General features: G+C 55.8%; 18 protein-coding genes and 1 other RNA gene. 3 read left to right on the top strand and 16 right to left on the bottom strand.

Features of this window, described 5'->3' with window-relative positions:
• Positions 1 to 24: 24 nt before the first annotated feature.
• The 14 genes from IE105_RS12585 to rnpB form a co-directional block, all read right to left on the bottom strand.
• Entirely contained in the window at positions 25 to 1,014 is a 990-nt protein-coding gene (locus tag IE105_RS12585; protein WP_189499021.1) for a D-alanine--D-alanine ligase, read from the bottom strand.
• A complete protein-coding gene (murB, locus tag IE105_RS12580) occupies positions 1,011 to 1,907 on the bottom strand; it encodes a UDP-N-acetylmuramate dehydrogenase (RefSeq protein WP_189499019.1) in 897 nt (298 codons plus the stop codon). Before murB ends, IE105_RS12585 begins: the two co-directional genes overlap by 4 nt.
• Positions 1,904 to 3,316, bottom strand: a complete 1,413-nt coding sequence (gene murC, locus IE105_RS12575) for a UDP-N-acetylmuramate--L-alanine ligase (RefSeq protein WP_189499086.1) — start codon at positions 3,314 to 3,316, stop codon at positions 1,904 to 1,906. Before murC ends, murB begins: the two co-directional genes overlap by 4 nt.
• Positions 3,317 to 3,326: 10 nt before the next feature.
• A complete protein-coding gene (gene murG / locus IE105_RS12570; protein ID WP_189499017.1) occupies positions 3,327 to 4,397 on the bottom strand; it encodes an undecaprenyldiphospho-muramoylpentapeptide beta-N-acetylglucosaminyltransferase in 1,071 nt (356 codons plus the stop codon).
• 2 nt (positions 4,398 to 4,399) lie between these two features.
• Positions 4,400 to 5,548, bottom strand: a complete 1,149-nt coding sequence (locus tag IE105_RS12565) for an FtsW/RodA/SpoVE family cell cycle protein (RefSeq protein WP_233354142.1) — start codon at positions 5,546 to 5,548, stop codon at positions 4,400 to 4,402.
• Positions 5,545 to 6,999: a UDP-N-acetylmuramoyl-L-alanine--D-glutamate ligase gene (gene murD / locus IE105_RS12560; protein ID WP_189499015.1), complete on the bottom strand. Its 1,455-nt coding sequence runs from the start codon at positions 6,997 to 6,999 to the stop codon at positions 5,545 to 5,547. The genes IE105_RS12565 and murD overlap by 4 nt, the downstream gene beginning before the upstream one ends.
• Positions 6,996 to 8,090 (bottom strand): phospho-N-acetylmuramoyl-pentapeptide-transferase, encoded by a 1,095-nt coding sequence (gene mraY, locus IE105_RS12555; RefSeq protein ID WP_189499014.1) that lies wholly within the window; start codon positions 8,088 to 8,090, stop codon positions 6,996 to 6,998. The genes murD and mraY overlap by 4 nt, the downstream gene beginning before the upstream one ends.
• Before the next feature lie 3 nt (positions 8,091 to 8,093).
• A complete protein-coding gene (locus IE105_RS12550; RefSeq protein WP_189499012.1) occupies positions 8,094 to 9,446 on the bottom strand; it encodes a UDP-N-acetylmuramoyl-tripeptide--D-alanyl-D-alanine ligase in 1,353 nt (450 codons plus the stop codon).
• Entirely contained in the window at positions 9,443 to 10,864 is a 1,422-nt protein-coding gene (locus IE105_RS12545; RefSeq protein WP_189499010.1) for a UDP-N-acetylmuramoyl-L-alanyl-D-glutamate--2,6-diaminopimelate ligase, read from the bottom strand. Before IE105_RS12545 ends, IE105_RS12550 begins: the two co-directional genes overlap by 4 nt.
• Positions 10,861 to 12,525 carry a peptidoglycan D,D-transpeptidase FtsI family protein gene (locus IE105_RS12540; protein ID WP_189499008.1) on the bottom strand — a complete coding sequence of 555 codons (1,665 nt, stop codon included), beginning with the start codon at positions 12,523 to 12,525 and terminating at the stop codon, positions 10,861 to 10,863. Before IE105_RS12540 ends, IE105_RS12545 begins: the two co-directional genes overlap by 4 nt.
• Positions 12,522 to 12,842, bottom strand: coding sequence for a cell division protein FtsL (ftsL, locus tag IE105_RS12535; protein ID WP_189499006.1), 321 nt, complete (start codon positions 12,840 to 12,842; stop codon positions 12,522 to 12,524). Before ftsL ends, IE105_RS12540 begins: the two co-directional genes overlap by 4 nt.
• On the bottom strand, positions 12,839 to 13,831 hold the full coding sequence (rsmH, locus tag IE105_RS12530) for a 16S rRNA (cytosine(1402)-N(4))-methyltransferase RsmH (protein ID WP_189499004.1): 993 nt from the start codon (positions 13,829 to 13,831) through the stop codon (positions 12,839 to 12,841). Before rsmH ends, ftsL begins: the two co-directional genes overlap by 4 nt.
• A complete protein-coding gene (locus IE105_RS12525; protein WP_189499002.1) occupies positions 13,828 to 14,283 on the bottom strand; it encodes a division/cell wall cluster transcriptional repressor MraZ in 456 nt (151 codons plus the stop codon). Before IE105_RS12525 ends, rsmH begins: the two co-directional genes overlap by 4 nt.
• A 195-nt stretch (positions 14,284 to 14,478) precedes the next feature.
• Positions 14,479 to 14,864, bottom strand: an RNA gene (rnpB, locus tag IE105_RS12520) — RNase P RNA component class A.
• 95 nt (positions 14,865 to 14,959) lie between these two features.
• On the opposite strand from rnpB, the gene IE105_RS12515 reads away from it, so the two are divergent.
• Positions 14,960 to 16,654 (top strand): amidohydrolase, encoded by a 1,695-nt coding sequence (locus IE105_RS12515; RefSeq protein WP_189499001.1) that lies wholly within the window; start codon positions 14,960 to 14,962, stop codon positions 16,652 to 16,654.
• Here IE105_RS12515 and IE105_RS12510 read toward each other — a convergent pair.
• Complete coding sequence (locus tag IE105_RS12510; RefSeq protein WP_189498999.1) at positions 16,651 to 17,988, bottom strand: CoA transferase; 1,338 nt, start codon at positions 17,986 to 17,988, stop codon at positions 16,651 to 16,653. The two genes, IE105_RS12515 and IE105_RS12510, sit on opposite strands and share 4 nt — an antisense overlap.
• Positions 17,989 to 20,379: an endopeptidase La gene (gene lon, locus IE105_RS12505; RefSeq protein WP_189498997.1), complete on the bottom strand. Its 2,391-nt coding sequence runs from the start codon at positions 20,377 to 20,379 to the stop codon at positions 17,989 to 17,991.
• Positions 20,380 to 20,598: 219 nt separating this feature from the next.
• On the opposite strand from lon, the gene IE105_RS12500 reads away from it, so the two are divergent.
• Together IE105_RS12500 and IE105_RS12495 are read left to right on the top strand one after the other, a co-directional pair.
• A complete protein-coding gene (locus IE105_RS12500) occupies positions 20,599 to 21,492 on the top strand; it encodes an ATP-binding cassette domain-containing protein (RefSeq protein WP_189498995.1) in 894 nt (297 codons plus the stop codon).
• Complete coding sequence (locus IE105_RS12495; protein WP_189498993.1) at positions 21,482 to 25,138, top strand: hypothetical protein; 3,657 nt, start codon at positions 21,482 to 21,484, stop codon at positions 25,136 to 25,138. The genes IE105_RS12500 and IE105_RS12495 overlap by 11 nt, the downstream gene beginning before the upstream one ends.
• The last annotated feature ends 44 nt before the right edge of the window (positions 25,139 to 25,182 follow it).

The following is a 25,182-nucleotide window of genomic DNA, read 5'->3' as shown; positions in this document are numbered from 1 at the left end:
GTGAAGCGCCGCTCAAGCCCGGCTTTAAGGGGCTAACGCGTCTAACTTTTGTTGGTTTTTTGGCGTTCTTGGCCATGTTGCATCCTCAACCATCCACCGACAGAGTGCCCCAAAGCTCATTCCGTGGCTTTGACATTGTTCGGGCACCAACGACGTCGGAGTCATTCCCGGCTGAGTATTGACCTCAAGCATTACCAATCCATTTACCACATCCATTTCTGATTGGTTTTTATCTGCGCTATTTGACCAGTTCGTATCATTCAGACGGAAGTCAGCCCGGGTAACACCGCTACATCCCAGCGCGCGGTGCGCGATTTCTGCATTGCGTAAAGCGAGTTCCGTCACACCCTCTGGCAAAGGCACATTGACGATATGGCGCGAGCCACCGGCGACATATTTCGCCTCATAATCATACCATTCTCCTTGCGGCACGATTTCAGTCACGCACAAGGCCTTACCACCGATCACGGACACGGTCAGTTCGCGGCCTGGTATGAAGGGCTCGATCACGGGCGCATCGCCCAAACCTTCATCATCTCGCATTGTCGCAAGCAGCGCCGGTGTTTCTTCAGTCACAATATAGACAGAAGCTGAACTGCCTGATCCATTTGGTTTGACCACATACGGCGTTGGCAGGATGCCTCCGGCCCCAATTCTGGCGCGTGTCTCCACCCGGCCCTGTGGCACTGTCACTCCATGCAAAGCAAAGATGTCCTTAGCCCAAGCCTTGTTCATCGCCAGCTTTGAGGCCGCAACGCCCGAATGCGTATAGGGCAGCTGTAACTGCTCTAAGATGCCTTGGACTTCACCGTCTTCGCCCCAGTCGCCGTGCAGACCATTGAACACAACATCCGGCGCAACGCGCTTTAAATCTGCCACAATCGTGTCGGGATGCGCGTCGATTTCAACGACCGTATAACCTTCCCCGCGTAAAGCCGCGGCACAGGCCGCACCACTCACAAGGCTGACCTCGCGCTCTGCAGAAATCCCACCTTTTAGAACTGCGACTTTCATCGGGACCGTCCAATCCGGCGCACTTCCCAATCAAGGGAAATGCCCTGTGTCTCAAAGACCTTCGCCCGCACAGTTTCGCCCAGTGTTTCGAGGTCCGCCGCCGTTGCATTGTCTGCATTGATCATAAAATTACAATGTTGTTCGCTCATTTGCGCGCCACCGACGCGAAAGCCGCGCATCCCGGCAGCATCAATGACTTTCCACGCCGAGTGACCGTCTGGGTTTTTAAAAGTAGACCCGCCCGTTTTGGACCGAATAGGTTGCGAACCTTCGCGTTTACTCGTGATGTCGTCCATCCGAGCTTTGATGGCCGCAGGCTTATCAGCCGTGCCTTCGAATGTCGCCGATGTGAAAATCAGGTCGGGCGACGCCCCGCTTTTGCGATAAGTATAGTGCATATCCTTATTAGACAAAACGACCCGCCGGCCCCGCCGGTCAATGGCCACGACATCGACCAAAACATCTCTCGTCTCTGTCCCGTAACAGCCCGCGTTCATCCGCAGTGCACCGCCAATCGTGCCGGGAACGCCAGCGTAAAATTCAAGCCCAGCGATGCCAGCGGCGGCGGCGGTCTTCGCGACCCGCGCGTCTAAAGCGGCTGCCCCGGCCGTGAGGCGAAGTCCCTCTGTTTCTACTGTTCCAAAAGCGGGCCCCAATCGAATAACAATGCCATCGATCCCGCCATCTCTAACTAGCGTATTCGATGCGACCCCTAAAACTGTGACAGGGATTGCGGGATCGATGGACGATAAAAACAGCGCCAAATCTGCTTCGTCCTTCGGCATGAAAAACACATCCGCCGGACCGCCCACCCGTAACCAGCTATAGGGCGCAAGCGGGACGTTGGCTTTCAAAGAGCCCCGCACACGCGGCATCTGATCAATCAGGCTCATACCGTGTCGAGCGCCGCAGCCAGACCCGCGGCCCAATAGGTAATGTCACCGGCGCCGAGACAAACGATTAAATCGCCCGGAGCAAGATCGTCTTTCAAATCCGCCGCCAGCGAGGCTTTGGTTGTCAGGGACACTTCGCGGTGCCCGTGGCTGCGAAGGCTTTCGACCAATGCAGGCGCGGAAACCCCGTCAATAGGGGCTTCTCCGGCGGCGAAAACATCGGCGATCCGAACGGTGTCGGCATCGTTGAAACAGGTTGAGAAGTCTTCGAAAAGATCGCGCAGTCGTGAATAGCGGTGCGGCTGCATCACCGCATGGACGCGCCCATCACAGACTTGCCGCGCGGCTTGGAGAACAGCGGATATCTCGACCGGGTGATGGCCATAATCATCAATAACCGTGACGCCATTCCAATTGCCGACAGGCGTAAAGCGACGTTTGACGCCCCCAAATTCAGTCAGCGCTTTGCGAACCGCGTCTTCATCCATGCCTAATTCTCGGGCCACAGCAATCGCGGACAGGACATTTTGCGTATTGTGCTTTCCGGCCATCGGCAGGAATAAATCACGCCACCGTGTTTCGCCGCCCTCACCTCTAAATACTACATCAAAGCGCGTTCCCGTTGATTCCAGTTTCAGATCAACCGCGCGCACGTCGGCCTGCGGGTTAAAACCGTAGGTAATGATCCGGCGGTCCGAGACACGGGCAACGAGCGATTGCACTTCAGGGTGATCCGTACACAGAACCGCAAAGCCATAGAACGGCAGGTTTTCGACAAATGTGTCAAAGGCGGCGCGAAGCGTGTCGAATTCACCGTAATGTTCCATATGTTCAGGATCGATATTGGTGACCACAGCGACTGTCGGCAGCAGCTTGAGGAAAGAGCCATCGCTCTCGTCCGCTTCCACCACCATCCATTTCCCCAAGCCCAATTTGGCGTTGGAACCATAAGCGTTGATGATGCCGCCGTTGATGACTGTCGGATCAAGTCCACCACCTTCGAGCAGGGCCGCAATCATCGTTGTCGTTGTCGTCTTACCGTGCGTCCCGCCGACAGCGACGGTCCATTTCAGGCGCATCAATTCCGCCAGCATTTCGGCGCGGCGCACAACTGGAATGGCACGGGCGCGGGCTTCGACTAATTCGGGATTGTCCTGTTTAATGGCGCTGCTCATGACGATGGCGCCTGCGCCAACGACTTGTTCGGCTTTTTGACCCACAAAAATTGTTGCGCCGAGGGCTTTAAGCCGCTCTGTAATCGCGCTCTCGCGCATATCGGACCCTTGCACGGCATAGCCAAGGTTAAGCATGACTTCGGCAATCCCGCTCATGCCGATCCCGCCGATTCCGACAAAATGGATCGGTCCCATATCGAAGGGGACTTTGGTCGCAAGGTTCTTAGGAGACATATCTGTCACATTATTTTCCAGCTGCTGAGACGACGAGCGCGGCCAAGTCGCGCGACGCGTCTGGACGGGCAAGCTTAGACGCATTTCGACCCGCGCGGTCAAGCCAGTCTGTGTCATTCAATATCTCCGTCAACACCTGTGTCAGTCGGTCCACGGTGAAGTCAGATTCAGGCACAATTTTGGCGGCATCGAGGCGTTCCAGCGCCTTTGCGTTGGCGGTTTGATGATCATCCATCGCAATGCCGAGCGGGACAAGGATCGAGGGCTTTCCCATCAGTGCGATTTCAGAGACAGATGACGCGCCCGCGCGCGCAATAATGAGGTCGGCTTTGGCGAGGTGAACTTCGATATCCGAGAAAAACGTGTCCAAAGTTGCCGCAACGCCCGCGTCAGCATATTGTTTTTGCGCTGCGTCGAGATGGGTTTTCGTTGTCTGTTGCGTCACAGTCATCATTTTTCGAATTTCGGCCGGGAGCGCCGCCACAGCTTGAGGCACGACGTCGGAAATGATGTTCGCCCCAAGCGATCCGCCAACAATGACGAGATTTATTCCTGGGCCTGAGACGCTCTTATTTGACGCCTTTAAAATTGCGTCCCGCATTGGATTACCAATAAACTGGTGATTTGAGCCGTCTGGGAGTTTCGCTAAATCCGCAAACCCACTCGCGACCACAGTCGCCTTCTTCGCAAACACGCGGTTCACCCGACCCAGCACGGCGTTCTGCTCATGGATTACGCGCGCAATGCCGAGTCTCTCTGCGGCGCGCAGGGCCGGGAAACTTGGATAGCCACCGAAACCGATGACTACATCCGGTTTCCACGCCCGCATAAAGGCTTTGGATTGCCGCACACCTTGAGCCAATTGCCAGGTCCCGCGGACGGCTTTGATTGGATGGCGTGGGGATATAGAGGCGGCTTTGACCTCAATAATCGGGTCTGCTTTGATCCGTCCGGCATGTTTGCGCCCGCGCGCATCGGTAATCATCGCGCACTCCCAGCCGAGGCGCGTCAGTTCCTCTGACAGTGACTGAGCAGGAAACATATGGCCGCCGGTCCCGCCGGCTGCGAGCAAGGCACGCATAATCAGTTCGTCCGATAAGCGCCGGGGCGGCGGCGCGTGAATGCGAGGATCAGCCCCGCCGTAAAGCAGAGCGATAACATCGATGACCCGCCGTAAGAGATGAACGGCAGGGTCATGCCTTTGCTTGGGGCCATGTTCAGATTGACGAACAAATTGATGATCGCCTGCATACCGATTAATGTGGCGAGGCCCGCTGTTGCCAGTTGGCAGAATTGATCATTGAGTCGCAGCGCATTGGAAAAAGCGCGCACGACAAAAGCCGCAATCAGTACAATCAGCAGAGCACTAATCAAAAACCCGAATTCCTCGACGGAGACGGCAAAGATAAAATCTGTATGCCCGTCCGGTAGCGAATATTTCACGGCGCCCTCACCCGGTCCGCGACCAAAGAACCCCCCACCCGCGATGGCCTCTAAGGCCCGGTCCGTCTGATAGGAATCGGATCGATCTGGCGACAAGAATGTCGAGACCCGCGCCCGCACATGCGGCAGGGCTAAATAGGCCCCAAACGCCCCCAGCATCGTCACGCCCAACATGACAATCAGCCAGCCTAGCGACATGCCAGCAAAGAAAAAGACCGCAGCAAAACATAGAGTCAGCAAGAACGATTGGCCAAAATCCGGTTGCGTGATGAGCAGTAAAATTAAAGCGGCATAGACACCCAGAACAATCAAAACAGCGGGAACATTTGGGTCCCGTTTTGCCGCAGAAAACATCCAAGCGGCAAAGACAATGAAGGCGGGTTTGGCGAATTCCGAGGGTTGCAAGGAGAATGGGCCAAGCTTGACCCACCGCACGGCCCCTTTCACTTCATACCCAATCGTTGGTAGCGCCATCATGACGACAATGGCACCAATCAATGCCAAAACGCCAATACGCCGCGCGCCCGTGGGGTTGAACAGCGACACGGCCACCGCGCCTGAAAATCCCACGATCGCAAAGACGGCGTGGCGAAACAGGAAGAAAAATGGCGATTGAATACCCAAGCGATGCGACGCTGCGGGGGACGCGGCCATGGACAAAACTAATCCCGCACAAAGTAAACACAGAAGCAACATCAAGGTGAGTTGGTCAATCGACCGCCACCATTCCGTCAGAAGAAAGCGCCGCGACCGGGAGGTCAGCGTTGTCGGCATGATGGCCAACTTCATGCGACCGACCCTGTGTGTCGAGGGGCGTTATTCTTAGCGGCCGCGGAGGCGAACATATCAATGAGCTGATTGACTTCATCCCGGAAGACATCTCCGCGAACCTCGAAATTCTTGAACTGGTCAAAACTGGCGCAGGCAGGTGAGAGCAGCACAATGGGATTTTTAATGCCCGATGCCAACGCATCATGAGTCGCGCAAAGCAGCGCCATCTTAAGCGCGCCCGAAACCTTGTTTTCAACCGAGACAATATCCAGCGTTGCCGCAAAATCATGGGCGGCTTCACCGATTAAGTAAGCTTTGCGAATACGATCTTTTAAATCCATCAACGGCTCGATCCCACCGTCTTTGGCCACGCCACCCGCGATCCAGAAAATATTTTCATAACTGCCCAAGGCCTGACGCACCGCTTCGGCATTGGTGGCTTTGCTATCATTGACGAAACGAACGGGCCCAATAGACCCGATGGTTTCCATCCGGTGCGCAAGTCCGGGGAAGCTCAGAATAGCTTCACCGATAAACCGCGCTTCAATGCCGAGGCTGGAGACTGCCGAATAGGCGGCGGCGGCATTCTGAGCATTATGTGCACCTTCCAGTGCTTTCGCCTGTGTTAGGTCACAGACAACCCGGCCATTCCGGCCCGTCCGGTCCACCAGCTGTCCACCCAAAGCGCAGACGCCATGACCAAGCGCGCGTTGCGCAGAAATCGGGACAATCCGACGCCCATTGCGCGCTTTCAAGTCCGTCGTCAGAGCTTTGCCGTATGCATCATCCACACCAATGACGACGGTATCATCCGATGTTTGGTTATTGAAGATAACCTGCTTGGCTTCACCGTAGGCTTCCATTGTGCCGTGACGATCAAGATGGTCGGGACTAAGGTTCAGAAAAACCGCCGCATTGGCACGCAAACTTTGTGTGCGCTCCAGTTGGTAAGATGACAGCTCAATCACATAATGCGTTCCGGCATGCATGCGATCGAGATCCAAAACGCCGCGCCCAATATTGCCACCAATCTGTGCGTCTTTACCCAAGGCTTTAAGAATATGACCGATCAATGCCGTTGTTGTTGATTTCCCATTCGTCCCGGTGATGGCAATGACTTTTGGCCGGTCACCGACTGGGCGCGCGTTAATTTCGCGCGCCATAATTTCTATATCGCAAATGATCGGCACACTGGCGGCGATGGCCGCGAGCGCTGTCCAATGCGGTTTAGGGAGAGAGTGCGGCACACCCGGCGAGAGTACGAATTCATCCACTGTCGACCAGTCAATATTCGTCAGATCGTGGATCGAGACCCCATCCGCCTTCGCGTCATTGCGCGCATCCTCGCGGTCATCCCACGCCCAGACGTCAGCCCCGCCCGCTTGCAGCGATAGCGCAGCAGACACGCCAGTTCGGCCGAGGCCGAATACGGCAACACGCCGTCCTTTAAATGTGGTGGCTTTGATCATCGCAACTTCAACGTAGATAGACCGATGAGGGCCAGAATGATCGCAATGATCCAGAAACGGATGACAATCGTCGGCTCTGCCCATCCCTTTTGTTCAAAATGGTGATGGATCGGGGCCATACGGAACACGCGTTTGCCGGTGAGCTTGAACGACGCGACTTGAACGATCACTGAGACGGCTTCGAGCACAAACAGACCGCCAATGATCGCCAGAACGACCTCGTGTTTAATGGCGACGGCCGTCGTGCCGAGCGCGCCGCCCAAAGCCAAGCTGCCCGTATCGCCCATGAAAATCATGGCCGGTGGCGCATTAAACCAGAGAAAGCCGAGTGACGCGCCGATGATGGCGCCCAAGAAAATCGTAATTTCCGCACTTCCTGGCACATTTGGAACGCCGAGATAGTTTGAGAAAATAGCGTTCCCAACGAGATAGGCAATGAAAGCCAAGGCCATCGCCGCAATCATGACTGGCACGATTGCCAATCCGTCCAACCCGTCGGTCAGGTTGACGGCATTGGCGCTCCCCACAATAACAAGGCAGCCAAACGGGATGAAAAAGACGCCCAAATTGATCCAAAAATCTTTGAAAAATGGAATAGCTAACCCGGTGTCGAACCCACCTTCAGCCGGCATCGCGCCTGACAATAGCCAGACAGCAATCGCCGCAATCGCGACTTCTAAGACCAGACGGATTTTACCTGAGAAACCGCGGTGGCTCTGACGGCTCACTTTCAAGAAATCATCGTAAAACCCAATTGCGCCAAAGCTGACCGTGACGAAAAACACGGTCCACAGAAATGGGCTTTTCAGATCGCCCCAGAGCAAGGTCGAGATCACAACAGGCAGTAGGATCATCAGACCGCCCATGGTCGGTGTTCCAGCCTTGGCGATGATATGGCTTTGCGGGCCGTCCTCACGGATGGGTTGGCCCTTACCTTGTTTGGCGCGCAACCAATCGATCATGCGCGGGCCCAAAATAAAGGCGACAATCATCGCTGTCATCAGCGCCCCGCCAACACGAAATGTGATGTAATTCAATAGGTTGAAGACCTGATAATCTTCGCTCAACGGCGCGAGCCATTCATAGAGCATATGTTAGCCCTCCCCTTTCAGCCGCTTCGCGAGCCGCCCCAGCCCGGTCGCATTTGACCCTTTGATCAGCAGGACATCGCCTGCCTGAATCTCGTCGTCTAAAGCCGCGTCGATCATATCGATTGTATCGGCTTGAATCGCGCGCAAACCCTGTGGCAGCGCCCCACGCAGCGCTCGCATACATTCACCAATCATCAGAACCCGGGCAAAACCCGCGTCCACTAATGGACCTGCGAGCGCGGCATGTTGTTCCAATTCATCCGGCCCAAGTTCATACATATCGCCCAGAATGGCGACCTTACGTCCGGCCACTAAAGACGCTGCAGAAATCGCAGCGCGCATGGACGTTGGGTTGGCGTTATAGCTTTCGTCGATTAGCGTCACTGATTGACCCGCAATCTCGACCTGCGTCACATCTCCGCGACCGTCACTCGCTGTCACATTGCGTAAGGCCCGCGCGGCTTTACGCAGATCCAGCCCCAGCGCATGGGCGACGGCGATACAAGCCGCTGCATTATGGTCCCAGTGACGTCCCGCCACTTGCAACGTTACGTCGATTTGTTGGCCTTCGACGCGAAGGCGAACATTACCGCCCTGCGCGTGATGGTTAGACGCCACAATCGCGACGTCGGACCCTTCAGCCACCCCAAACGTAAGAATGTTCAGTCCGGCTGCCTGCGCGCGTATGCGCGGCGTGTAATCATTATCCGCATTCAGGATCAGCACGCCGTCAGGCATGAGACCGTGACGGATTTCAGCCTTTGCGTCAGCGATCGCTTCGAGACTCTCGAAATTTGCCTGATGCGCGCCTGCAACCGTTGTGATGAGCGCAATATGCGGTGCGACCTGTTTGGACAGATCGGTCAACTCGCCCGTATGGTTCATCCCAGTTTCAAAAACCGCAAACTCGGCTTCTGGCGGCAGCGTTGCCAGTGTGATCGGTACGCCGAGATGGTTATTGAATGAGCGTTGGGATTTATGGGTGGCGCCATATGTTGCGAGCATAACCGCGAGCGCGTCCTTGACGCTGGTCTTACCCACGGACCCTGTCACCGCGATGCGCTTGGCTGAACTTCTGTCGCGTCCCGCCTGTCCTAAGGCTTGGAGTGCCACCTTGGTGTCAGCGACTTTCACGGCCCTTGAAAACCCGTCTTTTTCAGTCAAAGTCCCCGTTGCGCCTGCTGTCATTGCCGCATCAATAAAATCATGCCCATCGCGCGTATCTATCAACGGCACGAACAAGTCGCCCGCTTGCAATGTGCGCGTATCAATCGACAAACCTGTGACACCGAATGCCGCAGTTTCGGTTCCGCCCGTTGCGACGGCAATCTCTTTGGATGACCAAAGAATACTCATGCGAGTAACTCTTGCACGACAGTCACGTCATTAAACGGGATGACCGTGTCGCCGACAATCTGTCCTTGTTCGTGGCCCTTACCCGCGACCACGAGGCAATCACCTGCGTCGAGTCGAGCAATGCCTTCGGCAATCGCAGCGCGACGGTCGCCAATTTCAGTGGCGTCGGGGCACCCTTGCATCACCGCGGCCCGGATCATGTCCGGGACTTCGCTGCGCGGATTATCGTCTGTGACAATAACGTCGTCAGCATGGCGTGCCGCAACGGCCCCCATTTTTGCTCGTTTATCCGGGTCCCGATCACCGCCGCAGCCGAAGACGATGCGAAGTTTGCCTTCGACATGCGGGCGAACGGATCGAAGCAGTTTGCTGAGCCCGTCTTCTGTATGCGCAAAGTCGATAAAGACTGGCGCCCCATTGGCTTTACGACCCGCCATTTCCAAACGCCCGGCCACGCCATATAATTTTTCCATCGCCTTGAGCGCAACATCTTTCGGAACGCCTGTGCTCAGGGCCAGCCCGAGCGCGGTGACCGCGTTCAAGGCCTGAAATTCAGCCGCCAACGGAAGCTCAACCACAGCCCGTTCGCCATCAATGACCAGTGTTACGGTCTGGGATGCGGCGCGGGGCATAATTTCAGCAATGCGAATATCGCGCCCGGCCCAGCCGATAGATCGGCCATAAAAACCCGCCGTTTCACAGGTTGCGAACAAGTCGCGTCCGGCTTGATCATCAACCATGATCACGACTGGGCTGCGTCCGGGCAGGAGGTCCGTAAATAAGCGGGCCTTCGCATCGAAATAAGCCTCTGGGGTTTCGTGATAATCGTAATGGTCTTGCGTCAAATTGGTAAACCCCGCTGCGCTCAGCGCGACTTCGTCCATCCGACGCTGATCAAGTCCATGGGACGAGGCTTCCATCGCCGCGTGAGTCACGCCTTGAGCGTGAAGGTCGTTCAGCGTCTTATGCAAGGCGAGCGCGTCTGGGGTCGTATGGCTCATTGACAGAAGACCGCTCGGACTACGAACACCCAACGTACCAAAACACGCCGCTGCGTGGCCTGCGGATTGCCAAATTTGACGTAAAAATTCGACGGTCGAGCTTTTGCCGTTGGTTCCTGTCACCGCGATAACCGTTGCGGGTTGATTGGGGTAAAGCCGTTTGGCGAGGCGCGCATAATCCAAGCGCGGTTCATCCGACGCCAACAAAGGCACGCCATGCGTATCGGCGTCTCGTGTGCTCAGAATTGCAATTGCGCCATTATTGATGGCCTGTGGAATAAAATCCCGTCCATCCAAAGCCGTGCCCGGTAGCGCCGCAAAAACATGACCCGGCTCAACATGCCGTGAATCACAAGACAGACCCGTCACGACAGCGTCGGATTTTAGGCCTAAATCTTTGAGGGTTAGACTCATCATCGTAGCGCCTCCTTCGGGATTGCGGCCGTTTTCGGCAGGTCGCGCGCACCTGGAAGCATAGGTCCAATCCGTTCGATGATAGCGCCCGCCGTCGGTGCTGCGTTCCAGCCCGCCGTCGCGTAGTTGTAGGTCTCTGGCAACCCCTTGGGTTCGTCGAGAGTCACGATTAAAACATAACGTGGGGCAGAATGTGGAAACGCGGCGATAAAGGATGAAACCAGGCGATTCCGGTCATACCCGCCATGGGAGGGTTTCTCCGCTGTGCCCGTTTTGCCCATCACGCCGAAACCCGGAATATTAGCTTTTTTACCAGTGCCTTCGACAACTGTCAGACGCATCATGTCAGCTAAATCTTGGGAGACCTGCGACGAGAATACGCGGTGCGTCTCGGGGGGGCGTGTCGCATCGCGCTTCAAGACGGTTGGAACAACGTAAACGCCGTCATTCAGTAAGGCCCCCGTCGCCGTCGCAAGCGCGAGCGGGGTGACGGAAATCCCATGCCCATAAGACACAGTCACAGTCGCCATTTCGCCCCAAAATTCCTGAATTTGCGGATAGGCGCTCTCAGATAATTCGTAAGGCACACGCCCCATCAAACCGAGTTCACGTAAATAATGTTGCTGACGCTCTTTGCCAATCCGCTGCGCCAACATGGCTGTGCCGCGATTAGACGATTCTGCGAGCACATAATCGAGGCTCAGCGCCTCCGTCGCCGGATGGTCATCCCGGATAAATTTGTTCAAAACCTTATAGGGTTTGTGCACATCAAACATTTCATCGCGTGTCGTCAATCCATCCTCCAATGCCATCGCCATCGTCAGCGGTTTAAACACTGAACCCAAGTCATAGGTCGACATTGCGGCATGATTTTTACGACTTTCAGGCGATTCTGCGCCATATTTATTGGGATTGAAGTCAGGGACAGACACCATGGAAATGATTTCGCCGCTTTGAATGTCGAGCAAAACTGCAGCCGCAGAGAGCGCAGAAAAATGCTCAACGCTGGCTTTTAGTTCTTCGGCAATCGCGAATTGGGCGCGCCCATCCATAGCCACCGCTAACTCCGGCGCATTTTCCGCCGTCAAACGCTCGTCAAATGACCGCTCAACTCCGGCGGCTCCGATCAAATCAATATTGGTCCAGCCAATCAAATGTGCCCCTAAGGGCGCATTCGGATAGGCGCGTTTGGCTTCGCGCCGAAACCCTAGACCCGGATGGCCCAACTCGAACACGGCTTGACGTTCTTTCGGGGACAGCCCGCGATCAACCCAGACAAATGCGCGATCCGAGGCCAATTGTTCAGCGACCTCGGCAACGTCCAATCCGGGACGGAGCGCGACCAGGGCGTCTGCCGTCTCATCTGGATTCCAAATCCGCGACGGCTCAGCATAAAGAGAATAGCTCGACAGCGTGGTCGCGAGCAGCAAGCCATTGCGGTCGGTGATATCGGCGCGATGCTGGATGACCTCATCGGGGGCAAGACGCAAATGCCCATCCGGCGATAGCAAGGACACTTCCGCCAAACGCACCAAAACAATGGCGATCATCGTCAGAAACAAAACCAAACTAATCCGAATGCGAATACGCCCTTCAGAGACAGCGGCGTGATTAATATCGGCCAGCGCAACAGATTTCGTTTTCGCGAAGGGGGACAGGCTCATGGCGTCTCCTCCAACTCGGTCAGTGTTGCTGTCGTGTCCGTTGTGACAGGCGCAAGCGCAAGTCGATCCCGGGACAGTTGACGCAGACGTTCTGAATTGGACAAGACCGCGGCCTCTGCCGACAGCACCGAAATCGCTAATTCATGCTCTTCAATCTGCGCTTCGAGACGCGAGACTTCATCTCGCGCATCCTGCGCCCGCGTTTTCACGAAGAATAACATCATGGTCAGGCCCAGCCCCAACACGATCAATAAAAACAGACCGAGGCGGCGCGACGTGCGCTCGACCGGGGTGTAGACATAAGGCGCGCCGCTCACGTGAGACGCTCCAGCGTTGGTAATACGAGCTTGGCCGGGTGCCACGCCGTTGGCTCCGGGACTTGCGCCGCCGCGTTCGTTCGAACGGCGACCCGTAATTTCGCTGATCGGGAGCGCGGATTTTCTGATTCTTCTGATTTAGTCGGCTTTACAACTGATCGCCGCGGCAGAGTAAAACTGGCGTCAGGTCCGGTTTTCACGACAGCCGGCGCATAGCGTGATCCGCCCTCGACTTCGCCTGCCCGGTCCCGAAGGAATTGTTTGGCAATGCGATCTTCGAGCGAATGAAAGGTCACAACGACCAGACGGCCACCCGGTTTTAGGAGCCGTTCTGCCGCACAAAGTCCACGATAGAGCTCGCCGAGTTCATCATTGATATAGATGCGAAGCGCTTGAAATATCCGCGTTGCCGGGTGGATTTTTCCACTGCGACCGATGGCGTTTTCGATAATGGTCGCCAACTGCCCTGTCGTATTGATGTCGTCTTCGCCCCGCGCTTCGACAATGCGCTGCGCCGCACGGCGCGAATGGCGTTCTTCGCCGTAAAACTTAAACAATGTCGAAAGCTCGTCCTCATGCAGCGTCATCACAGCGTCGCGCGCCGTTGGGCCAGAGCGGCTCATCCGCATGTCGAGCGGACCATCTTTTTGAAACGAAAAGCCGCGCTCGGCCTGATCAATCTGCATCGATGACACGCCAATATCAAACACAACAACATCTGCCATCGGCAGACCATGTTGATCCATCTCTGAGAAGGGTGTTTCCACCAATTGAAACCGCCCCGGATACGCGTCTGACAGTTGCGTCGCACGGGGCTGCACGCTGGGATCACGATCAAGCCCAATCACGGAACAATCCGCGCTGTTGAGCAACGCTTCACTATAGCCGCCATTGCCGAACGTCGCGTCGACAACCACGTCGCCATCCGTGACCTTTGCTGCGGCCAGCACTTCCGCCAGCATAACGGGGATATGGGGGCGATCACTCATGATGGACGAACAATGCCCATAACGAGAGGGGTGTTTTTAACCCGCTCGCGCATTTCCGCTTTGCGATTTTCATGCGCAGCCGGATTCCAAATCTGAAAGCGATTTCCTAGTCCCACGAAGGTCGCCGCGTCGGTCAGAGCGGCATGGTCCCGAAAAGCCTCTGGCAAAACGAAGCGTCCCGTCTTGTCATAACCAAGTCGGCGCGCTTCACCGAGCAACATAACTTGCTGGGCTTCGGCCTGTTCAGGGGAGAGCGAGCCATCAGACACACGGTCGAAAATTTCGCACTGAATAGACTCCATTAACGCCTTACCCCCACCTTCAAGAAACTCGCCGCGCATACTGGGCCAAACGAAGATGGCCGCATCGTCCCCGACCGTGTCACGAAAAGCCGACGGAACAGATGTCCGGCCCTTCGCGTCAATCGTATTTGTCGATGTCGACAGGAACATGAGACTACCCCGCGCACGACTCGCCGGTCAGGGATGAGGCGAGTCGTGGCATTCCATGGGATATCGTGGGAAATCATGGTCATCAATGCCGCATAGAGGTTTTGTTAGGTATAATCTCCAAACCCTTAACAGTCTGTGAGTCCTGTGGATAAGATTGAGTTCTATAACGGATTCAACGTCCTGATTGGGGGTAAAAGTGTCAGAGGGCCTATAAGCCGGGTTTTGTCCTACGCACCCGTTAAGGTCCGCAGGGGCGGCCATTCATCTGGGGCGGCGCTTACGCGACACCTCATGCAACCGACCCGGACGACATCGACAAAGCCCGATATACGCCGTCCCTATTTGGTCTTGCTCCGGATGGGGTTTACCGTGACGGCCCCGTTTACACGCGGCCCGGTGCGCTCTTACCGCACCCTTTCAGCTTTTCCCGAACAACCCATAAATGGGCGCGCCGGGTAGTCTTCTCTCTGTGGCACTGTCCCTGAGGTCACCCTCGCCGGGCGTTATCCGGCATCCTGCTTTATTGGAGCCCGGACTTTCCTCGGCACTAAAAAAAGTGACGCGGCCGCCCGGCCCTCTGACACGCGCTCTAAATCGTGTTAGCCCCCATCTCGTCAAGGCCCATCTGCTCACGACTGATGTTGTTAGGGCCAATATATTCAGGGGATTATCCGGAATGAAGAAACTTATGTGTGCGGCCGTGATTCTCGCCAGCTGCAATGCAGCCTCGCCCGATGCGACCCCTGAGCTATCAGGTGTCACGCTCTATCAAACCACCGCCATTACCGCCGATCCGAATCAACCCGTCGCAACGGGAGTCGCTGTCTTAAACGGCGGCATCACCGCCGTCGGAGATTTTGACGCCCTAAAAGATCAACTGCGCGGCGCGGTCATCGACACACAATATGCGGACCAAGTTCTCCTCCCCGGCTTAATCGACCCGCATGTGCACATGACGCTCGGCGCAATGATGTATGGCGCAGAGATGGTTCCGCCGTGGGATGTGCCAATGGCGGATGGCGTGGTTAAAGGCCTGACCTCCCGCGAGGCGCTGCTCGCGCGGATCACTGAGATCGAAGCCGCCGCGCCGGATGGGCCGCTTGTTCTCTGGGGTTATCATGACTTGATTCAAGGTGATATTCGCCGCGCCGATCTGGACGCCATTACGACGGACCGCCCGCTTTTACTCTGGCACTGGTCCGGCCACGACTTCTATCTCAATAGTGCCGCCATTGAGATGGTCGGCGCGACACCCGCGCTGGCAGATCAATTTCACGGCATTGAGCTGGATGCGGACGGAGAGCTGACAGGACGGATTTACGAAGACGCCTTGCTCGCGATTTTTGAAAAAATCGCCGCCGTCATCATGCACCCCACCCACATTAAACGCGGCTGGGACCGTTACGAAGCCTTGCTCCAAGATGCCGGTGTTACGACGGTTGCCGAAATGGGCTACGGTATCTTTGGCCGCAATATCGAAGATGCATTCCTCGCCGCGCATCATGACGACACGGACGGTTACACGATCTACCTCGTCCCAGAACACCGGGCGTTTCTACAGGAATTCGGCGAGACGACCGTCGAGGCCATGACGACCATGGCCGCGACCCGCGACGACGTCTTGCCGCAAGTCAAACTTTTCTCCGACGCAGCTTTCTATAGCCAGACCATGAAACTCACCGCGCCCGGTTATATCGGCGGACAGAGCAAAGGCACGACCGGGCTCTTCGTCATCCAGCCAGATGACCTCCCTGACCTGATGGCATCTTATTGGGATGCGGGATTGGACATTCATATTCATTCAAACGGAGACGCCGCGCAGGACAGTACGCTTGCGGCCCTAGAACAGCAGAGCCCCGGCAAAGAAGGACAAAGACTGATCGTCGAACATGCCGCCTTGCTTACGCCCGAACAGATTGCGCGGCTCGCGAAACTGCCCGCAGGCGTCTCGGCGGCCAGCCACTATGTCCGTTATATGGGCGGCACGATGGCGGACGCGATTGGAGCCAAAGCGGACTATCTCTCGCCCATGGGCAGCACCGCGAGCCTTGGCATTCCGACAACACTTCACAGCGATGCGCCGCTTGCACCGCCCTACCCGCTGCTCGCCGCGCAAGCGCATATGTTACGCGATACGGAAACCGGAACGGTGAGCTTGCCGAATGAGCGACTGAACGCGGAACAAGCCTTACGCGCCATTACGCTGGACGCGGCATGGTCGCTTGGACTGGAAACCGAGATCGGCTCGATTGAAGCGGGAAAACGGGCCGACTTCACCATCGTTGATCGCAATCCCCTGAGCACAGCGGCGGACGATTGGGATGACATTCAAGTCCTTGGGCGCATCAAGGACGGCGTCGTTTACCCCTAGTCCCAGCGCGGAGGATCGCTGTGTAGCCGACGGGCGGGCGTGGACCAGCCCATCGGCATGTCGGCTGGAAAACGGATGCGACGCGCCGGGCCCCAATCGGTGTGTTCAATCCCCGCGGACACATCATCGTCCGTGATCGGATCAAATTCAGCGCCGTCATTATCGGCCGGGACGGAGGCTAACAGCGCGGCTGTTCCGGCCAAAGACAGACGTGCGCTCAGCGCCTCGCCTGTCTCCAATCGTACGCGCAACGCCCGCAGCACCGCCGCCGCCATCAGGTAGCCCGTCGCGAAGTCCAGCGCCTGAACGGGGAGCGGCACAGGCGTGTCGCTGTTTTTCCGGGTCATGCCCTTATGGGCGATCCCGCTACTCATTTGCATCAGGCTGTCAAAACCGCGGCGGTCCGACCACGGCCCCGTCCACCCATAGGCATTCAATGCGACATCAATCAGTCCAGGGTTCGTCGCACGCCGTACGTCTGCGCCCAGACCGAGCGCACACAGCGCGTCTTTCCGGTAACCATGAACTAGGACATCAGCCTCTTTCAGAAGCGATAAAAATATCTCGCGATCCAGTGTCGTCTTTAGATCCAAAGTCGCCAAGCGTTTCCCCGGCGTCACTTCAGTTTCGACCAACGCCTCACCCCATCCGGGCGGATCAATCCTCAAAACGTCCGCACCAAACCCGGCTAAGGTACGTGTGCAGACAGGCCCCGCGAGAACGCGCGTCAGGTCAAGAACCTTCAGCCCGGCTAACGGACGTGACTGTGGACCGGGAACCCACGTCGCATGCACGGCTGAATGACGGGTCCATGCGATCAGAGGCTCATTATTAACGGCCTGTCCTTGAGGGTGGGCGCGCCAATCGTCCAAACTCATCAACCGAGCGGCGCAGCCATGTTGCGAAACAACCGCAGTTTCTAACGCTAAGGCCGAGCAGTTTGCCACAGTCGCCTCAACAGTGGCGCGATCGGCTTTGCAATTGAGCGCGCGTAACGCCGCCGTTTTGTGATGGGGTGCATTGGTGTGCAGACGGACAAAGCCATCAGACGTGCGGTAAATGCCTGCGAGGTCATCCCAGACAGGTGGCAAGTCCCAGCCCTGCGGCTGAACCGTCATAGAAAACCAAAGCGAGGCGAGACGTCGATCAATATCAACAGGCGTTTTACGGCCCGAAAGCGCCGCCGCCTCAGCGCAGGCCGCCCCAATTGAGGCGACCGCTAAATCGGAAACAGCAAAGGCGGAGGGCCAAGACCCTTCGCCAATCTCATTAAATCGTGTCGGACCCAGACCCGCAACCGAGAGGGCTGCTGCGATCTGTTCCGTTAGACCCATTTAGTGAGCTTGTGCGCCCGGCTCGATGCCCTGCGGTCCGCCAATCATAAGACCTGAGAGTTGCGCCGCGTCGGCTTCGCTCCAGTCGATAGCCACGGGCGCTTTGGTCAGCGCATGTTTGAGAACATCATCTACTGTGCCGACCGGTATGATAAGCAGTTCGTTTTTCACATTATCCGGAATGTCGGCGAGATCTTTTTCGTTATCTTCCGGAATGAGGACGGTCTTCACGCCACCACGGAGCGCCGCGAGCAGCTTTTCTTTCAGCCCACCGATGGGCAGGACGCGACCACGCAGGGTGACTTCGCCCGTCATCGCAACTTCGGACTTCACCGGGATACCCGTCAAAACGGACACCATCGCCGTGACCATGGCGATCCCGGCGGATGGACCGTCTTTAGGAGTTGCGCCTTCCGGCACATGGACGTGAATATCACGCGAGCGGAATTCACGCGGGTTGATCCCCAGTTCTGGAGCGCGGGCTTGCACATAGCTATTCGCTGCACTGATGGATTCCTTCATGACCTCTTTGAGGTTGCCCGTAATCATCATCTTGCCGCGACCTGACATCGACACCGCTTCAATCGTTAGCAAGTCACCACCGACCGATGTCCACGCCAGACCCGTCACGACGCCGATTTGGTCTTCTGTATCCGTCCGACCAAAGCGGAAGGATTTCACACCCAAATAGTCGCCAATATTGTCCGGCGTGACAGAAACGGATTTTGTTTCGCCCTTAATGATGACGGTCAAAGCTTTGCGGGCCAAGCGCGCGATTTCGCGTTTCAAAGAGCGCACACCGGCTTCACGCGTATAGTACCGGACGATCTCGCGGACGGCCTCATCAGAGACCTCAAACTCTTCGTCTTTCAGGCCATTTTCTTTGACTTGTTCCGGGATCAAGTGACGCCGCGCGATTTCAACCTTTTCGTCTTCTGTATATCCCGGGATACGGATGACTTCCATCCGGTCGAGAAGCGGCTGCGGCATGTTCAAACTATTCGCCGTCGTGATGAACATCACGTCTGACAGGTTATAATCAACGTCCAGATAATGGTCGTTAAACGTATCGTTCTGTTCCGGATCCAGCACCTCAAGCAAAGCCGCAGACGGATCACCCCGATGATCGCTGCCCATTTTGTCGATCTCATCAAACAGGAAGAGCGGGTTGGTATATTTGCTCTTTTTCATCGATTGGATCACGCGACCCGGCATGGAGCCAATATAGGTGCGGCGGTGGCCGCGAATTTCGCTCTCGTCGCGAACGCCGCCAAGCGACACCCGCACAAACTCACGCCCTGTTGCTTTCGCGACAGATTTTCCGAGCGACGTTTTGCCGACGCCGGGAGGACCTACAAGACAGAGGATTGGACCTTTGACCTTATTGGTCCGGGTCTGAACGGCCAAATGTTCGATGATGCGTTCTTTGACCTTGTCGAGGCCATAATGATCCTGATCGAGGATTTCCTGCGCCTTTTTCAAATTCTTCTGCACGCGCTTTTTCTTGCCCCACGGCACGGACAACATCCAATCGATGTAGTTCCGGGACACGTTTGCTTCCGCGCTCATCGGGCTCATTTGACGGAGCTTCTTGATTTCTGATGTGAGTTTCTCGTGCGCTTCTTTCGTCAGCTTGGTCTTCTCGACCTTCTCAGTGAGGTCGGCAATTTCATCCGTTTCATCCCCGCCCAGCTCAGTCTTGATCGCCTTCATCTGTTCATTGAGGTAATATTCACGCTGCGTCTTTTCCATCTGGCGCTTGACGCGGCTGCGGATTTTTTTCTCAACTTTCAGCACAGACGTTTCACCGCCGATGACATCCATGATTTTGGACAGGCGTTCCGCCGGATCCGCTGTTTCCAGCAAGGTCTGTTTTGTGGCGAGGTCTGCCCCCAAGTGAACGGCGACAGTATCTGCCAGTTTTGAGGGGTCCTTCGTCTCAACGACAGAGCACACAACCTCTTCGGCGATCCGGCTATTCACTTTGCCAAAATCACCAAAGGCATCGCGCACTTCTTTGGCCAGCGCTTTTGATTTTGCTTTGTCAAATTCCGTTGGCAATGGCTCAAGGACCGCTTCCATAAAGCCGTCACGTTCAGATAATTTTTCCAACCCTGCGCGGCTCTGACCCTCGACCAAAACGCGCACTGTGCCGTCCGGCAACTTCAACAATTGCATAATTTTCGCCACGCAACCAAACATGAAGAGATCACCCTCGACGGGCTCATCGGTCTCGGAATCACGCTGTGTCAGCAGAAAAATCTGCTTGTCCGCACGCATCACCTCTTCCAGCGCCAGGATCGACTTATCCCGGCCCACAAATAGCGGCACAACCATATGCGGGAAAACGACAATGTCGCGGAGGGGAAGAACGGGCAGCGTCAGCGTCATGTAAATGGGCCTTTAATTATCAGTCTAACGCAAAGTGGGAGAGCCATCAGCCTAGCGCAAGGCCCCGACACAGATGCGAGGTGTATCAGACGCATAGACGATGAGAATTAAGGGAGTATTTGTGAATACGCACTGACGCACGAGCGATTTCACATCATAATATTTGTTGTTATTCGATAAGAACCATGCTTTTGACGCGGTGAATTCAGGAGACACCCCATGTTGGAAATTCGCAATCTCACAAAGATGTTTGGCACCTTTAAGGCTCTGGACGACGTGTCTTTGACCCTCGGTCCCGGCCTGTTCGGGCTGCTAGGTCCAAACGGCGCTGGTAAGTCGACGCTGATGCGGACGCTCGCGACATTGCAAGAACCCACCAGCGGCACTGTGCATTTCAACGGCGTGGATATTACGGAAAAGCCCGACACGGTTCGGACCGTTCTCGGCTACTTACCGCAAGACTTTGGCGTCTACCCGCGCATGAGCGCGCTGCAACTCCTCGACCACATCGCTATCCTGAAAGGGATCGGAAATAAGGGCGAGCGCACGGGTCAAGTTGAAGAACTGCTGAAAATGGTGAACCTTTGGACGCACCGCACAGCCTCGGTCGCAACATTTTCGGGCGGCATGCGACAGCGCTTTGGCGTCGCGCAGGCATTGCTTGGCGACCCACAACTCATCATCGTTGATGAACCGACAGCCGGCCTTGACCCGCTTGAACGTCAGCGTTTCCTAGATATTTTATCGAGGGCGGGCGACGAAAAAATCATCATTCTATCAACGCACATCATCGAAGATGTGCGCGACCTTTGCACCGACATGGGCGTTATGGGCGATGGCAAACTGATCGTGCGCGGCGCGCCAGAAGACTTGGTTTCTGAGGTCGAAGGTAAAGTTTGGACCAAACGCGTCGATGATGATGCCGACGTCGAAACAATGAAACAAACGCTGCCGATCCTGTCCACGCGTCGCCTGCGCGGCAGCACGGTCGTATCGATCCTATCAGACGGGTCGCCGGGGGCCGGGTGGGAGTCGCGCGAGACCCTGCTTGAAGACGCGTATTTTGCACATCTCAATGGCCTTATGAGCGAAGGAATCCGCAATGCTGCGTAGTCTTCTCGCCTTTGAAATAAAACTCCACACGCGCCAGATTGGATTCTGGATTGCGTTGATTATCATGTTTGCGGTTGGCCTGCTTTTCTCCTCCCACGAAGACTTCGCCATCGGCGTCGCAGGTGGAGAGCGTGTTAAGGTCAATGGGGCGATTCCGATTGCCATTACCCTTTCTGCCTTCAGCCTTCTCTCAATCTTCTTTGCGGCTGTTTTTGTCGTTACAGGCGTCATGCGGGACGACACGCACAGCGCGGTCGAAGTCGTCCACGCGACCCCCGTCAAAACCCGCGACATGTTGCTCTCGCGCATGCTCGGAGTGTGGTTTGTGACAGTTCTGAGCCTCTCTGGGCTCGTTCTTGGGACGATTTTAGGTCCCTTTATGCCGTGGGGTGATGACGAAACGTTCAAAACCTTCAACTTTATTCACTACTTGCAGCCCTTTCTGTTGTTTGTTGTCGTCAATGCCTTTCTGGTGTCCGGCATCTACACCGCCATCGCCGTCATTACGCGCAACCGGGCAATTGTTTATGTCAGTGCGGTTGGACTACTGGTTCTCTATCTTATCGGCGGCGTGATCGCGGGTGAACGCCCGGACGAATGGATCGCCGCGCTTGTTGACCCGTTTGGAACGACCTCATTGGCCGTCGAAACGCAATATTGGCCCGCTGCAGAACAAAATGAAAATATGGCCCCGGCCTTTGGCTGGGTTGGTTTGAACCGTTTGGTTTATAGCGTCGTCGGCTTCGTGCTTTTCGCGGCGTCATTTGTCCTATCTTCACGCGGAATCATGAACCGTAAAAGCAAGAAACTGACGAAAGACGAGGCCTTCGAAGCCCCCGTCCGCGTTAGCCCGGTGACGCCGCGCCTCGGGACGACGTTCACACTCCAAACCTTCTGGACTCGGATCAAATTCGAATATTTCTCGACCGTTCGAAGCACAGCGTTCATCATCTTGGTCGGCATTGCTCTGGCCCTGTTTGGCATCACATTGCTGGTCCTGACATTTATGAACGAAGCAACGACCCTTCCGACCAGCCGTTTCATGACGCAGGTCGCGCTTGGCTCACTTCTTTTTCCGATGTTGATCATTATGGTCTTCTTTGGCTCTGACATCATGTGGCGCGACCGGACTGCAAACTTGCACGGTATCTTGGACGCAACACCCGTTCGCGATGTGTCGCTCTTGTTTGCAAAATGGGGCGCGCTGGCGCTCTTGCTGCTGACGCTTGTGGGCGGCTTGCTAATTGCGGGGATGATCGCGCAGTTGATGCTTGGCGCAGGCGTTGTGCCCGTGGTGCCCACCACTTTCCTCGCGATTGGCATTATCAGCTTTTACGTCGGTTTCTTCTTCCAGGGCATGCTCGTCATGTTCTTACAGAACTTCATGCCGAGCCGGATTATCGGCATGCTGGTCAGCGCGGGTGTGCTTGTTGGCCTGATATTCTTCATTCGACAGCTGCCCTTCTACCACCCTTTGATGAATTTCGGTAATGCGGGCGCGGGCGCCTATTCCGAAATGGCCGGCTTCTCGAACCCGAAGAGTTTCGGCTGGGAATTCGCCTATTGGATGGGTCTCATTTTGATCCTCGGCGCGCTCTCCGTCTGGGTGTGGCGTCGCGGCATGCAGGCGGGTCTGATGGACCGTTTAGGCTCAATGAGAAAACGCCTCTCTCTGCCCTCAATCGCCACGGCTGTCTTAGGCACGGCGCTCTTTGTCGGGTTCGGATATGCAGGCCTGCAGAGCTACCAAGACGCGGGATATATGAATTCCGATCAGCGTGAGGCGAACCAAGCAGCCTTCGAAACACTCGTCGCCGATATTTGGGAGTTACCCGAGCCGCGTGTTACGGATGTCTCGGTAAAAGCTGACTTTTACCCGACGTCCCAGACCGCACAATTTGACGGCACTTACACCATCGACAACCCGCATGCGGTTCCGATTGTCCGCACGACGGTCTTCTCTGGTGTTGGCCCTGATAATATCACCCGTCTCGACATCGAAGGCGCACGCATCATCAAAGGCGAAGGTATCGCGGATGAACTCCGTGACGATCATGAGATTTTGATGGTCGAATTCGACCCGCCTTTGCAGCCGGGCGAGAGCCGCACCGTGACGTTCACGACGCAGTTTAAAGCACCGACGCTGACGAATAGTTCGAGTGTCGCGCGCAACGGGACGTTTGTGAACAATACCGATGCTCTGCTCATCTTTGGCAATTTGAACCAAGGCTTCATATCGAATCCGGATACGCGCCGCAAATATGATCTGGGCGAACGGATTCAGTGGCCAGAACGCGATGATATGGTCGCACGCCGTAAACATCTGCTGACATCTTTTTCAGGGTTTGCGGATTATGTCGATTTTGACGCAGAAGTTTGCACCGTCGAGAATCAAATCCCTGTCGCCCCCGGCAAATTTCGGGCCGAGACTATCGCTGATGGTCGTCGCTGCCGGACCTATAAATCGATCAATCCGATCCTTAACTTCTTCTCTTTCCTGACAGCGGAATATGAGGTGCGTAAGGACGTCTGGGCAGATGATAAGGGTCACAGTGTTGATCTGGAAATCTACTTCCACCCGGACCATGATTTCAATATCGACCTGATGTTCGACGCCATGAAAACGGCGATGGACACCTATCACGAAGTCTTCAGCCCCTATCAATACGCGCAATTGCGGATCATGGAATTCCCCTTTGCGAGCTTCGCGCAAGCGTTTGCGGGCACAGTTCCGTTCTCTGAGACCATTGGTTTTGTGCAAGACCCCGGCGATGCGGACGATCCGAAACGAGTTGATTTCGCGACCTATGTGACCATGCATGAAATCGGTCACCAATGGTTTGCGCATCAAGTCATCGGCGCGTTCGCCAAAGGCTCAAACCTACTGTCGGAAGGCCTAACAGAGAATGCGACCATGCTCGCCTATGAACGTCATTACGACTTCGCCAAGGCGCGGCGGATGCATGAGGAGCGTACGACCCAACAATATCTCATGGGTCGGACCGTTGAACGCGATGACGAGCCTGTCCTCGCCGAAGCGGAGGGCCAAGGCTATCTCAACTATAATAAGACCAGTTGGGTATTCTGGGGCATGCGTGGCATCATGGGAAATGAGCCTGTTCAGCGCGCCGTAAAACGGTTCCTAATCGAGCATGGCGCGGACAAAGGCGCCCCATATCCGACCACGTTGGAATTGATTTCGACTTTGAAAGAAGAAATTGATCCGCAATATCACGACCTGATCGATGATTACTGGAACAAGATCACGTTCTGGGATCTGTCATTCCAACAGGATGCTGAAGTCGTAATTGTCGCTGACGGTGACCGCTTTACAGTCACGATCCCCCTCTCCGTGGACAAGAAATATGCGAGCGAGGAGGATGGCAAGGAAACATCTGTGTCAGAGATCGATGACGCCACACTCAACGAGTTTATTCAAATTGGTTTCTATACTGAAGAACCTGATGATGATCTTGGCGCGAAACCGATGAAATTGGAGACCGTGCGCGTAAATCAAACCGACAGCACGATCACCGTGACCCTTGATGAGCGTCCAACCCATATTGTTTTGGACCCCGCCCGACGTTTGATCGAACGGAATATCAATGACAATGTGAAGGCCTTAGACCCACCGTCTGAGAGCTAAGCACAGACTAACGATAGACTGAGCGCCCCCTTTGGGGCGCTCAT

Source organism: Algimonas arctica (genome assembly GCF_014652695.1).
Classification (GTDB): domain Bacteria; phylum Pseudomonadota; class Alphaproteobacteria; order Caulobacterales; family Maricaulaceae; genus Litorimonas; species Litorimonas arctica.
Note: the sequence above shows the minus strand (reverse complement) of the source record. Positions and strands in the feature narration are given on the sequence as shown.

Excerpts from the sequence above, each read along its gene's own strand:
- IE105_RS12585 (WP_189499021.1), bottom strand. The coding sequence starts at position 1,014 with ATGAAAGTCGCAGTTCTAAAAGGTGGGATTTCTGCAGAGCGCGAGGTC.
- murB (WP_189499019.1), bottom strand. The coding sequence starts at position 1,907 with ATGAGCCTGATTGATCAGATGCCGCGTGTGCGGGGCTCTTTGAAAGCC.
- murC (WP_189499086.1), bottom strand. The coding sequence starts at position 3,316 with ATGTCTCCTAAGAACCTTGCGACCAAAGTCCCCTTCGATATGGGACCG.
- murG (WP_189499017.1), bottom strand. The coding sequence starts at position 4,397 with ATGCGTGCCTTGCTCGCAGCCGGCGGGACCGGCGGCCATATGTTTCCT.
- IE105_RS12565 (WP_233354142.1), bottom strand. The coding sequence starts at position 5,548 with ATGAAGTTGGCCATCATGCCGACAACGCTGACCTCCCGGTCGCGGCGC.
- murD (WP_189499015.1), bottom strand. The coding sequence starts at position 6,999 with ATGATCAAAGCCACCACATTTAAAGGACGGCGTGTTGCCGTATTCGGC.
- mraY (WP_189499014.1), bottom strand. The coding sequence starts at position 8,090 with ATGCTCTATGAATGGCTCGCGCCGTTGAGCGAAGATTATCAGGTCTTC.
- IE105_RS12550 (WP_189499012.1), bottom strand. The coding sequence starts at position 9,446 with ATGAGTATTCTTTGGTCATCCAAAGAGATTGCCGTCGCAACGGGCGGA.
- IE105_RS12545 (WP_189499010.1), bottom strand. The coding sequence starts at position 10,864 with ATGATGAGTCTAACCCTCAAAGATTTAGGCCTAAAATCCGACGCTGTC.
- IE105_RS12540 (WP_189499008.1), bottom strand. The coding sequence starts at position 12,525 with ATGAGCCTGTCCCCCTTCGCGAAAACGAAATCTGTTGCGCTGGCCGAT.
- rsmH (WP_189499004.1), bottom strand. The coding sequence starts at position 13,831 with ATGAGTGATCGCCCCCATATCCCCGTTATGCTGGCGGAAGTGCTGGCC.
- IE105_RS12525 (WP_189499002.1), bottom strand. The coding sequence starts at position 14,283 with ATGTTCCTGTCGACATCGACAAATACGATTGACGCGAAGGGCCGGACA.
- IE105_RS12515 (WP_189499001.1), top strand. The coding sequence starts at position 14,960 with ATGAAGAAACTTATGTGTGCGGCCGTGATTCTCGCCAGCTGCAATGCA.
- IE105_RS12510 (WP_189498999.1), bottom strand. The coding sequence starts at position 17,988 with ATGGGTCTAACGGAACAGATCGCAGCAGCCCTCTCGGTTGCGGGTCTG.
- lon (WP_189498997.1), bottom strand. The coding sequence starts at position 20,379 with ATGACGCTGACGCTGCCCGTTCTTCCCCTCCGCGACATTGTCGTTTTC.
- IE105_RS12500 (WP_189498995.1), top strand. The coding sequence starts at position 20,599 with ATGTTGGAAATTCGCAATCTCACAAAGATGTTTGGCACCTTTAAGGCT.
- IE105_RS12495 (WP_189498993.1), top strand. The coding sequence starts at position 21,482 with ATGCTGCGTAGTCTTCTCGCCTTTGAAATAAAACTCCACACGCGCCAG.